The organism is Bradyrhizobium diazoefficiens USDA 110 (assembly GCF_000011365.1).
Taxonomy (GTDB): Bacteria; Pseudomonadota; Alphaproteobacteria; order Rhizobiales; family Xanthobacteraceae; genus Bradyrhizobium; species Bradyrhizobium diazoefficiens.
Genome location: NC_004463.1, coordinates 7560868 through 7572492, shown reverse-complemented (window position 1 = coordinate 7572492; position 11625 = coordinate 7560868). Strand labels below are relative to the sequence as shown.

Sequence of the window (11625 nt, the reverse complement as noted above, 5' to 3'; positions counted from 1 at the left end):
GAAATACCAAGAGGCGATACCAAATGGCGCAATCCTTCGACTATGAGTCTGCATCTGCATCGGAAGAGACCGAGACGTCTCCGCTGGAGCGGCTGGCCGAGATCGCCGCGCGCACGGCGGAGGAGAGCGGCAAGTTCGCCAATGTCGATGCCATCCTGCGCATTCCCGTCACCATGCAGGTGGTGCTGGGTTCGGCTACCATCCCGGTGGCGAACCTGATGAAGCTCGGGCGCGGCGCGGTGGTTCCGCTCGACCACCGGGTCGGTGAGCCCGTCGACGTCGTCGTCAACGGCCGTATCGTCGCCCGCGGCGAAGTGGTCGTCGTCGAAGAGGACAATTCCCGCTTCGGTGTCTCGCTCACGGAGATCGTTGGACCGCTGGGGCAGGGTGATACCTGACCATGGCGGCACAGGTCGGCATCGCTCCCATCAAGCAGCGAGGCGTTGCCACGCTGGGCGGAACGGAGAAGGTCGCGGCACTCCTGCTGGCCATGGGCCGGCAGGCGGCCGCGAGCGTGCTCGCGCAGTTCGAGCCGCAGGATATCCGCATCGTGACCAAGGCCGCGGCCGAGCTGCGGCCGATCACCGCGCAGGAGCTGGAGGGGATCGTCGAGGAGTTCGCCCAGCAGTTCTCGATGGGTGCCAACATTCTCGGCACGCTCGGCGGCCTCGAGGCCGTGCTTGGCGACGTGCTACCGGCCGACCAGGTCTCGGCGATCATGACGGACCTGCTCGGCAATTCGAGCCGGTCGGTGTGGGATCGTGTCTCGTCGGTGTCGGAAAATTCGCTGGCCACCTACCTGTCCAAGGAGCATCCGCAGACCGCGGCCCTCATCCTGTCCAAGGTCAAGCCGGCCTGTGCCGCCAAGGTGATGAGCCAGTTGCCGTCCAGCCTGCGCAACGAATTGATGCGGCGCGTGCTCAGCCTCAAGCCGATCGCCGACGACGCGATGAAGGTTCTCGAGAAGACGCTGCACGAGGACCTGACGCTGAACTTCGCCCGCAACCTCGGCGCGGACACCTATGCCCGCGTCGCCGACATCATCAACAAGATGGAGCGCGGCCACATCGAGGACATGCTGAAGAGCCTGTCGGAGAAGCGGCCGAAATCGGCCGAAGTGCTGAAGGAGCTGCTGTTCACCTTCGACGACGTGATCCACCTGACGCCGAAGGCGCGCACCATGATCTTCGATCAGGTGCCGACCGATCGCATCGTCATCGCGCTGAAGGGGACCGACAAGAACTTCCGCGAGCTGATCCTGTCGTCGGTCGCATCGCGCGTCCGCCGCGTCGTCGAGCACGAGCTCGCGATCGGCGAACCGTCGAACCAGCGCGACGTGCTGGAGGCCCGGCGCGTGATCACCGATCTCGCGCTCGACCTCGCGGAGAAGGGCGAAATCGAGCTCAACCCCGAGCAGGAGGATGAGCTGGTCTTCCGCTGACCGCTGAACGGGCATGGCAGAAACAACCGATCAGGAGAGCAAGACAGAAGAGCCGACCGAGAAGAAAGTCCGCGATTCGCTCGAACAGGGCAAAATTCCGGTCTCTCGGGAGGCTTCCATCTTCGCGTCGATGGCGGCGCTGATGGTCATCCAGATGTTCCTGATCGGCCAGGGCGTGCAGCAATTGACGCCGACCCTGAAGAGCCTCCTCGACGATCCCGAGGGCTTCCCCCTCGCCACCGGGGCGGACGCGCAGAACCTCCTCACCGTGGTGGGACTCGAGGCGCTGCGATTCCTGGTGCCGCTGCTGGTCGTTTTGCTCGTGTTCGGGCTGGCATCGTCGCTGCTGCAAAACGCGCCCAACCTGGTGCTTCAGCGCATCATGCCGGACCTTTCGCGAATCTCCCCGGTGAGCGGCTGGAACCGGCTGTTCGGAACGCAGGGCCTCGTCGAGTTCGCCAAGTCGCTGTTCAAGCTCGCCTCGGTGACCGTCGTCGTCGCCTTCGTGCTGCGCTCGTCCGAAGCGAAGGCGTTCGAGGCGATGTACACCGACCCCGTCGCGCTGCCGGAGATGATCCTCAACATCGCGATGCGGATCGTCTCGGCGATCTGCATCGCGACCATCGTCCTGGTCGCGATCGACCTCGCCTGGGCGCGCTTCCACTGGCGGCGCGAGCTGCGCATGACCCGGCAGGAGATCAAGGACGAGCACAAGCAGGCCGAAGGCGACCCGCTGGTCAAGGCGCGCCTGCGTTCGCTGGCGCGCGACCGCTCGCGACAGCGGATGATCGCCTCCGCATCGCGCGCGACGCTGGTGATCGCGAACCCGACGCACTTTGCGATCGCACTGCGCTACAACCGCGAGGAAAACCCGGCGCCGCTCGTGGTGGCCAAGGGCATGGACGTGATCGCGCTGAAGATCCGCGAAGTCGCGGAGAAGAATAGAATCCCCGTGATCGAGAACAAGGTTCTGGCGCGTGCGCTCTACGAGGCCGTTCAGGTCGATCAGGTGATTCCGGCCGAATTCTTCCGGCCCGTCGCCGAGATCATCTACTTCCTGCAGTCGAAGCAGACGACCCGGCCCGAGAAGGTCCAGTAGATTTCCGAGGATGGTGCTTCGCCCAACAGCTTGACGAAAGCTTAACGCCCTAGGCTTCTCCTCGAATGGACCAGAATGGGACTGTCGTGGGACCGCTTTATCTCTTCGAACTCGCATCGTCGCAAGCGCGGTACCTCGAACTCCGCCAGTCGACCATCGCCACCAACGTCGCCAACGCGAATACGCCGGGCTTCAAGGCGCGCGACGTCGAGCCGTTCAACAAGGTGCTCGACGGAATGCCGGTCAGGCTCGCGACGACGTCACCGACGCACATGCAGCTTTCCGCGACCGAGACCGACACGCGCGCGACCTCCAAGAAGGACAGCTGGGACGTGGTTCACTCCGGAAATTCCGTCAGTCTCGAGCAGGAGATGATCAAGGGCAACGACGTCAATCGCGACTACTCGATGAACTCGGCGGTCGTGCGGTCGTTCCACCGCATGCTGCTGTCGAGCGTGAAGACCTGAGGTGAATTGACATGCTGGACTCACTGAGCGCCTCCCTGACGGTTGCGAGCTCCGGGCTCGAAGCGCAGTCGACGCGCATGCGCATCGTCTCGGAAAACCTCGCCAACGCGACGTCGACGGGACGGACCGCCGGCGCCGATCCGTATCAGCGCAAGACGATCACCTTCGATGCCGCGATGGACCGTGCCTCGGGCGCGCAGCTCGCGAAGGTCAAGGAGGTCGGCGTCGACACCACGCCGTACCGCGTGGAGTACGATCCTGGGCATCCCGCCGCCGACAAGTCGGGCTACGTCAAGCTGCCGAACGTCAACATGATGATCGAGATGGCCGACATGCGGGAAGTCAACCGGTCCTATGAAGCCAATCTCCAGGTCGTGAAACAGGTGAGGTCGATGCTGGGCATGACCATCGACCTTCTGAGGAGCTGACAATGCTTGAGGCAATTTCGTCCACGGCGATCTCCGCGGGCCAGGCGGCGAGCCGCGCAACCGAGACGCAGGCGATCGCGCCGGCGGCGCCGACCGCGATCCAGTCCGGCGGCGACGTCGGCTTCGATTCGGTGATGAAGCAGGTGACGACGGACGCGATCGGCACGCTGAAGGCGGGCGAGGCGGCGTCGATCTCGGCGATGCAGGGCAAGGAATCGACGCGGCGCGTCGTCGAGGCGCTGATGTCGGCCGAGCAAGCCTTGCAGACGGCGGTCGCGGTTCGCGACAAGGTCGTGCAGGCCTACCAAGAAGTCGTTCGTATGTCGATTTGATCTGAAGGAGTCACATTGTGAAATCGCTTGCCATTGCGGCCACGGGCATGAATGCCCAGCAGACCAATATCGAAGTCATCGCCAACAACATCGCCAACATCAACTCGACGTCGTACAAGCGGGCGCGCGCGGAGTTCACCGATCTGTTCTACCAGATGGACCGGATGCAGGGCGTCGCGAACGTCAACGGCTCGTCGCCGATTCCGGAAGGCGCCAATCTCGGCCTCGGCGTCAAGTCGGCGGCGATCCGCAAGCTGCACATCCAGGGCGCGCTCACCCAGACCGGCAATCCCTACGACCTCGCGATCAACGGCCGCGGCTGGTTCCAGGTGCTGGGCCCGAACAACGAGGTGCAATACACCCGGGCGGGTTCGTTCAACACCAATGCCAACAGCCAACTCGTCACCACCGACGGCTACCTGCTGGATCCCGCAATCACGATCCCGCAGGGGACGGTCGAGGTCACGGTCAACCAGACCGGACAGGTGTTCGCCAAGCTGGACACGGAAGTGAACCCGCGGCAGATCGGCCAGCTCAACCTCGCCAACTTCGCCAACGAGGCGGGCCTCGAGCCGCTCGGCAGCAATCTCTATCGCGAGACCACGGCGTCCGGCACGCCGGTCGTCGGACTGCCGGGCGATGCCGGCTACGGCAAGATCAACCAGAAATATCTCGAGGCCTCGAACGTCGATCCGGTCAAGGAAATCACCGAGCTGATCTCGGCGCAGCGCGCCTACGAAATGAATGCCAAGGTCATCCAGGCCTCGGATGAAATGGCCTCGACCGTATCGAAGGGCCTTCGCTAGTTCCGGTGTGTCCATGTTGAACAGGGTGGGCCTGATCGTGCGCGGGTTGGCCGCCGTGCTGCTGGTTCTCGTCTCGGCGCGCGTCGCTGCAGCCGAGGAGAAGCGGCTTCCCGTGCCGGCCGTGTCGATCCGCGCCGGCGAGCTGATCCGGGACGACATGATCACGGAGCGCGCCTTCGCGCCGAACCTGCTCGGCGTCGCCCAGTTCATCGAAGGGCGCCAGATCCTGGTCGGTCGCATGGCCCGGCGCGCGCTGCTGCCGGGCCAGCCCATCCCGACCAACTCGGTGGAAGATCCCTGGACCGTCGCCCGCGGCGCCATGGTCAAGGTCGTCGTCGAGGACAGCGGCCTGTCGATCGTCACCTACGGCTCGGCGATGCAATCGGGCGCCGCCGGCGCACTGATTCCAGTGCGAAACACCGACACCGGCGTGATCATCAGGGGCGTCGTCCAGCCGGACGGCACCGTCAAGGTCGTGGACGGATCATGACCAGGCTCCTGCTTGCGCTCATCCTTGTCGTTTCCGCGGCCAGCGCCCAGGCCGCCGTCCGCATCAAGGACATCGCGGACATCAAGGGATTGCGTGAAAACCAGATCGTCGGCTACGGCCTCGTCATCGGCCTGAACGGCACCGGCGACACGCTTCGCAATGCTCCGTTCACGGAGCAGTCCCTGCAATCGATGCTCGAGAACATGGGCATCAATGTCAGGAACGAGACCACGAGCACCACCAACCCCGCGCGCCCGACCACCCTGCGCACGCGCAACGTCGCCGCCGTGATGGTGACCGCGGACCTGCAACCTTCGATCGGGGCAGGCGAGCGGATGGACGTGACCGTGTCGTCGCTCGGCGATGCGACCTCGCTGCTCGGCGGCACGCTGGTGATGACGTCGCTGCGCGCGGCGGACGGCGCGGTCTATGCGGTGGCACAGGGCGCGGTCACGGTCGCCGGCTACAGCGTGGGAGGTCAGGCGCAGAACGTCAGCCAGGGCACCCCGACCGCGGGCCGCATTCTGAACGGCGCGCTGGTCGAGCGAGAGGTGCAGGGAAGCCTCCATGAGATGGAATTCCTGGTGCTTGAGCTCAAGAACCCGGACTTCGTCACCGCAACGCGCATCCTCGATGCAATCAACCGCTACGCCGGCGGCCGCTATCGCGCGCAGATCGCCTTCGAGCGCGACTACCGCACCATCGTCTTGTCGAAGCCGCGCCATATCGGCCCGGTCCGCTTCCTCGCCGAAATCGGCGAGCTGACGGTCGAGCCGGACACGCCGGCGCGGGTGGTGATCAACGAGCGCACCGGCACGGTGGTGATCGGACGGGACGTGCGGATATCGACGGTTGCGGTGACGCACGGCAATCTGACCGTCCGCGTCACGGAGATGCCCGTGGTGTCGCAGCCGGCGCCGTTTTCGCGCGGGCAGACGGTGGTCGTTCCCCAGACCGTGGTCGAGGCCAACGAGGCCGGATCGCAGGTGGCGATCCTGAGCGGCGTCGATCTCCAGCGCCTGGTGCGTGGATTGAACCAGATCGGCCTCAAACCATCGGGCATCATCGCGATCCTCCAGGCGATCAAGACGGCCGGCGCGCTCCAGGCCGATGTCATCGTCCAATGACGCATAAGCGTCGTGCAAGCTTGGTCGCTCAATGCTCAGGTCTCGACCGAGAATCGCACGCGGCCCGATGTTGAAGCTGGATCACAAAGCCAAACTCCTCCTCCTGGCCGCGGCCGCGGCGCTTGCGAGCGCTTCGCCCGTGCTGGCGCTGGATGAGGCCAGATCGTCGAAGCCGCTCAACCTGCTTTCCTTCGCGCGCGCCCGCGCGCCCGGACCGCAGAAGCCGCGCGCGCCGATCCAGGTTGACAATGCGGCCACCCGGGCGACGGCGTGGGCGGCCGAAGATACCGGACCGGCGATCACCGGTGCGGTGCCGGCTTCCGAGACGCCTGCACCGGCGCCAGTGCCCGCACCCGCGCCGCTACGTCCGGCCAAGCCCGGCAGTGTCACGGCGCCGCCAAAGCCCGCACCGCCGCAGGCCGCTGCGACCGCGGACAACGAGGTCGCGCTGTTCTGCAGCAACGTGGCCGATCCCGCCGTCGATGCGAGATTGGCCTGGCAGCTCAAGGAGCTGGAGAAGGCCGAGACCCAGCTCCGCGAGCGGATCGCCGAGGTCGAGGCCAAGCGCGCCGAATACGAGAAGTGGATGGCGCTGCGCGACGACTTCCTGAAGAAGGCCGAGGCCCAGGTCGTCGAGATCTACTCGCGCATGAAGCCGGACGCCGCGGCCACCCAGATCGCCGGCATGGCGGACGAGACCGCCGCCGCCGTGCTCGCCAAGCTCAGCCCGAGGAGCTCGAGCGCGATCTTCAACGAGATGGATACGGCGCGCGCCGCGCACCTCGCCGATTTGCTCGGCGGAATGCGTCGCGTGGATGACGGAAAGACCAAATAGATGAAGAATCTGATCCTCATCCTGCCGCTCTTGATGCTTACCGGATGCGTCGGTGATCCGGCGGACGCCCTGACCGGCCCGCGCTTGTCGCCAGTCGGAAGCGGCCTGAGGACGCAGGCCGACCCGATCCCGGTGACGCCGCGCATGCGCACGCCGGTCAGCTATCGCTCGACCTGGGACGACGGCACCGATCTCTACCGCGATCCCCGCGCCCGGCGCACCGGCGACGTCGTGACGGTGATCATCTCGATGCAGGACAAGGCCAAGCTCGACAACAAGACCGGCCGCTCGCGCGATTCGCAGATCAAGTTCGGGCTCGACTGGCTGATGGACGTCGCAGGATGGGCCGACAAGGGGCAAACCACCGCCAACCTCAGCACCAACACCCAGATCAAGGGCAACGGCCAGATCGATCGCACGGAGGACATCAAGCTGTCCATCGCCGCCATCGTCACCGACGTGTTGCCGAACGGCAATATGATGATCAGCGGCTCGCAGGAGTTCCGCGTCAACACCGAGATGCGCGTGCTCAATGTCGGCGGCATCGTGCGTCCGCGCGATATCTCGCGAACCAACACGATTTCCTACGAAAAGATCGCGGAGGCGCGCGTGTCCTATGGTGGTCAGGGAAATCTGTCGGATGTGCAGCAGCCTGGATGGGGACATCGGATCTATGACGCCGTGGCACCGTTCTGAGGTTCGCGCCGGCCGGGCCGCGTCGCGAGGGCAGGGGACGTGATGCGCCTGATTGCCGCCATCGTGGCGCTGACCCTGGTCGCGATCGGTGCCGGCGCCCTTGCCGGCCTGCATCTGTTTGCAGCCGCCGAGCGCGTCGCCGACGCGAAGAAGAGCCCTACGCCGCCGCCGCTTGCGTCGAGCTACGCCGGCAGCGCGCGGCTTCGAAAACTGTCCCCGATCGTGACCAATCTCGCCGCGCCGGCCAACAACTGGGCCCGTGTCGAGGCCTCCATGGTGACCGACAGCATGAGCGACGAGGACGCCGGCATCCTGGCCGCCCATATCAGCGAAGACATCGTCACCTATCTGCGATCGGCCTCGGCTGCGCAGTTCGAGGGATCGCGCGGGCTCCAGCATCTGCGCGATGACCTCGCCGAGCGCGCCAATGTCCGCTCGTCGGGCAAGGTCCGCGAATTGATCATTGAGACGTTGGTGATTCAGTGAAATTGAGAGTCCTGCTGCTCGCGTTGATTCTGGCGGTGCTGCCCGAAATGGCGTTCGCCCAGATTCCGGACCTCAACTCCCTGCTGCCGCCCGGCAACGGCTCGACCAGCGGCCGCATCATCCAGCTGATGGCGCTGATCACGGTGCTGTCGGTGGCGCCGGGACTGCTCATCATGGTGACGAGCTTCACGCGGTTTGCGGTGGCGCTGTCGTTCCTGCGCTCCGGTCTCGGCCTCCAGACCACGCCGGCCAATCTGGTGCTGGTCAGCCTCGCGCTGTTCATGACGTTCTACGTGATGGCGCCGACCTTCGACCGCGCCTGGGAGACCGGCGTCCAGCCTCTCATGAAGAACGAGATCTCGGAGGAAGAGGCTTATCTGAAGATCACCGATCCGTTCCGCGAGTTCATGCTGGCGCACGTTCGCGACAAGGATCTCCAGACCTTCGAGGCGCTCGCCGCGGAGAGCTTTCGCAAGAAGTTCGACGACAAACGCATCGATTTGCGCGTCATCATTCCGGCCTTCATGATCTCCGAGCTCAGGCGTTCGTTCGAGATCGGATTTCTCATCATGCTGCCGTTCCTCGTGATCGACATGATCGTGGCGACGCTGACCATGTCGATGGGCATGATGATGATGCCGCCGACGATCCTCGCGCTGCCGTTCAAGATGCTGTTCTTCGTGCTGATCGACGGCTGGAACCTCCTGGCCTCCGGACTGGTGCGGTCGTTCTCGTAGCGGCGGCGACCGCCGGCCGGCCGGGTCATGGTTAGCAAGAAGTACCGGCTTATGGTTACCGGAGGGTAATGGTAACCATATGATATTACTACGAAATTCAAGCCGATCTTAATCTCGGCGCAAGATTCGGCGTGCTAGCAATGCGGCACGGCGGGTTGGACCCCACCCACATCAGTCCAAAGGCATGATGCCGCCCCTCCGTACCGGTGAAAGCCCGGTATGTCCCCTCGTGAAAATGTAACGCGTACATAAAGGGACATTCGCAATGTCAAGCCTGCTTACGAACTCGACCGCCATGACCGCGCTCCAGACCCTGCGGTCTGTCAGCTCGCAGCTCTCCACCACGCAGACCCGCATCTCCACCGGCCAGCGCGTGTCGACCGCTTCGGACAACGCTGCCTACTGGTCGATCGCAACCTCGATGCGCTCCGACAACGCCGCGCTCTCCGCGGTCTCCGACTCGCTCGGTCTGTCGGCTGCGACCGTCGACACCGAATACACCGCTCTGAACACGGTCATCGGTGACAAGGACTCCGGCCTGACCAAGCTCCAGGCGCTGCTGGTCGAAGCCAAGACCGCCGGTATCGATCGCTCCAAGATCCAGGCCGACGTCACCCAGATCCAGAATCAGCTGAAGTCGACGGCCGACTCGGCGACGATCAACGGCATCAACTGGCTGAGCATCGACACCACGCCCTCCTCGTCCACGGCCACGCCGACGAGCTTCAACCTCGTGTCGTCGTACTCGCGTGTCGGCAATACGCCCACCATCGGCTCCATCACGGTGACGACCGCCACCTACGCGCTCTACACCACCGGCGGCTCATCCACCACCGGCATCCTGGATGCGGTGGTTGGCGGCTCCACCGGCGCGTCGGTCTCCTCGATCAACATCGGCGCGCTGACCGACTCGGCGACTGACCAGACCAAGCTCGATGGTTACATCGCGCAGGTCACCGCTGCGATCGGCTCGGTCGCCTCGGCCGCCGCCAATCTCGGTGCCGTCAAGAACCGCATCTCGACCAACACGGAATTCGTCAAGAACCTGATGGACTCCGTGGATCGCGGTGTCGGCCAGCTCGTCGACGCCGACATGAACCAGGAGTCCACCCGCCTTGCGGCCCTCCAGGTCCAGCAGCAGCTCGGCGTTCAGGCGCTCTCGATCGCCAACAACAGCAGCCAGAGCATCCTGTCGCTGTTCCGCTAAACCTCAACTCATCTTGGGGGAGGGCCGCGCTTCTCGCGAAGCGCGGCCCTTTCTTTGTCAGGCGTGACGCCGCGTCGACGCCATGATCCGGCTCGGTGTTGCAACCGAGTCACAGAGCCACAAGCCTCGCACAAGCTTCGGCGGGTAGCCTCACCGCTACGACAGGTTGGGTCCTTCACACGCATTTCCGCGGCCCAAAGGCATGATGCCGCCCTGTCGTACCGGTGCAAGTCCGGTATGTCCCCAAACTCAATTCAATCGTCAAAGGGACATCAAAATGGGTTCTAGCCTCCTCACCAACTCGTCTGCAATGACCGCGCTGCAGACCCTCCGCAATGTCAGCACGCAGCTCGCGACCACGCAGAACCGGATCTCGACCGGTCAGCGCGTCTCGACCGCTTCGGACAATTCGGCCTATTGGTCGATCGCAACCTCGATGCGCTCCGACAACGCCGCGCTGTCCGCAGTCTCCGATTCGCTCGGTCTGTCGGCTGCGATGGTCGACACCGAATACACCGCTCTGAACACGGTCATCGGCGACAAGAACTCCGGCCTGACCAAGCTCCAGGCGCTGCTGGTCGAAGCCAAGACCGCCGGTATCGACCGGACCAAGATCCAGGCCGAGGTCACCCAGATCCAGCAGGATATGAAGCTCAAGTCCGACTCGGCAACGATCAACGGTATCAACTGGCTGAGCATCGACATCACGCCCTCGTCGTCCACGGCCACGCCGACGACCTTCAACCTCGTGTCGTCGTACTCGCGCGTCGGCGGTACGCCCACCATCGGCTCCATCACGGTGACGACCGCCACCTACGCGCTCTACACCACCGGCGGCTCATCCACCACCGGCATCCTGGATACGGTGGTCGGCGGCTCGACCGGCGCGTCGGTCGCCTCGATCAACATCGGCGCGCTGACCGACTCGGCGACTGACCAGACCAAGCTCGACGGCTACATCAACCAGGTCACCGCTGCGATCAACTCGGTCGCCTCGGCCGCCGCCAATCTCGGTGCCGTCAAGAACCGCATCGCGACCAACACGGAATTCGTCAAGAACCTGATGGACTCCGTGGATCGCGGTATCGGCCAGCTCGTCGACGCCGACATGAACGCGGAATCGACGCGCCTGCAGGCGCTTCAGACCCAGCAGCAGCTCGGCGTTCAGGCGCTCTCGATCGCCAACCAGAACAGCCAGAGCATCCTGTCGCTGTTCCGCTAAGCCGCGGCTTCGAAAACGACCGTGCTCCCTCGGGAGCACGGTCTCCGCCATGAACGGCGGATATGACGGCACAAGATGTGCCCGCAATCGATCTCCTGACGCCAGATTTCAAGCAACACGCCGCAGCCGATCGCGCCGCGATGCGTCGGCCGTGCACCTGTTGCCGATCCTCGCGATAGCGTCCCCCGACTTCTTGTAAAATTACAACGCCTCGCCCGCGAACCGACACATTCGTGTTCCTGCGCAACCTTC

15 protein-coding genes are annotated in these 11625 nt (G+C 64.5%); all 15 read left to right on the top strand.

The annotated features are described in order from the left end of the window. Window positions 1–23 precede the first annotated feature (23 nt). The 15 genes from fliN (at window position 24) to BJA_RS34780 (ending at window position 11373) form a co-directional block, all read left to right on the top strand. Window positions 24–398 carry a flagellar motor switch protein FliN gene (gene fliN / locus BJA_RS34850; protein WP_011089617.1) on the top strand — a complete coding sequence of 125 codons (375 nt, stop codon included), beginning with the start codon at window positions 24–26 and terminating at the stop codon, window positions 396–398. A gap of 2 nt (window positions 399–400) precedes the next feature. After that, window positions 401–1441: a flagellar motor switch protein FliG gene (locus BJA_RS34845; protein WP_011089616.1), complete on the top strand. Its 1041-nt coding sequence runs from the start codon at window positions 401–403 to the stop codon at window positions 1439–1441. 13 nt (window positions 1442–1454) lie between these two features. Next, the gene (gene flhB / locus BJA_RS34840) at window positions 1455–2540 is read left to right on the top strand and encodes a flagellar biosynthesis protein FlhB (RefSeq protein ID WP_011089615.1); all 1086 of its coding nucleotides are present in this window, start codon (window positions 1455–1457) and stop codon (window positions 2538–2540) included. Window positions 2541–2605: 65 nt separating this feature from the next. Then, complete coding sequence (gene flgB, locus BJA_RS34835) at window positions 2606–3007, top strand: flagellar basal body rod protein FlgB (protein ID WP_011089614.1); 402 nt, start codon at window positions 2606–2608, stop codon at window positions 3005–3007. 11 nt (window positions 3008–3018) lie between these two features. Beyond that, window positions 3019–3435 carry a flagellar basal body rod protein FlgC gene (flgC, locus tag BJA_RS34830; RefSeq protein WP_011089613.1) on the top strand — a complete coding sequence of 139 codons (417 nt, stop codon included), beginning with the start codon at window positions 3019–3021 and terminating at the stop codon, window positions 3433–3435. Window positions 3436–3437: 2 nt separating this feature from the next. Beyond that, window positions 3438–3767, top strand: a complete 330-nt coding sequence (locus tag BJA_RS34825; protein WP_011089612.1) for a flagellar hook-basal body complex protein FliE — start codon at window positions 3438–3440, stop codon at window positions 3765–3767. 17 nt (window positions 3768–3784) lie between these two features. Continuing rightward, entirely contained in the window at window positions 3785–4573 is a 789-nt protein-coding gene (gene flgG, locus BJA_RS34820) for a flagellar basal-body rod protein FlgG (protein WP_011089611.1), read from the top strand. Window positions 4574–4586: 13 nt separating this feature from the next. Continuing rightward, window positions 4587–5063: a flagellar basal body P-ring formation chaperone FlgA gene (gene flgA, locus BJA_RS34815; protein WP_161533556.1), complete on the top strand. Its 477-nt coding sequence runs from the start codon at window positions 4587–4589 to the stop codon at window positions 5061–5063. Beyond that, window positions 5060–6190 carry a flagellar basal body P-ring protein FlgI gene (flgI, locus tag BJA_RS34810; RefSeq protein WP_011089609.1) on the top strand — a complete coding sequence of 377 codons (1131 nt, stop codon included), beginning with the start codon at window positions 5060–5062 and terminating at the stop codon, window positions 6188–6190. The genes flgA and flgI overlap by 4 nt, the downstream gene beginning before the upstream one ends. 67 nt (window positions 6191–6257) lie before the next feature. Next, window positions 6258–7025, top strand: coding sequence for a MotE family protein (locus BJA_RS34805; RefSeq protein WP_038965655.1), 768 nt, complete (start codon window positions 6258–6260; stop codon window positions 7023–7025). Then, window positions 7026–7721, top strand: coding sequence for a flagellar basal body L-ring protein FlgH (gene flgH / locus BJA_RS34800; RefSeq protein ID WP_011089607.1), 696 nt, complete (start codon window positions 7026–7028; stop codon window positions 7719–7721). It begins immediately after the preceding gene. Window positions 7722–7763: 42 nt separating this feature from the next. Further along, window positions 7764–8207, top strand: a complete 444-nt coding sequence (locus BJA_RS34795; RefSeq protein ID WP_028175224.1) for a flagellar basal body-associated FliL family protein — start codon at window positions 7764–7766, stop codon at window positions 8205–8207. Beyond that, window positions 8204–8944, top strand: coding sequence for a flagellar type III secretion system pore protein FliP (gene fliP, locus BJA_RS34790; RefSeq protein ID WP_011089605.1), 741 nt, complete (start codon window positions 8204–8206; stop codon window positions 8942–8944). Before BJA_RS34795 ends, fliP begins: the two co-directional genes overlap by 4 nt. A 265-nt stretch (window positions 8945–9209) precedes the next feature. After that, entirely contained in the window at window positions 9210–10151 is a 942-nt protein-coding gene (locus BJA_RS34785) for a flagellin (protein WP_011089604.1), read from the top strand. A gap of 277 nt (window positions 10152–10428) precedes the next feature. Continuing rightward, complete coding sequence (locus BJA_RS34780) at window positions 10429–11373, top strand: flagellin (RefSeq protein WP_011089603.1); 945 nt, start codon at window positions 10429–10431, stop codon at window positions 11371–11373. Window positions 11374–11625 lie beyond the last annotated feature (252 nt).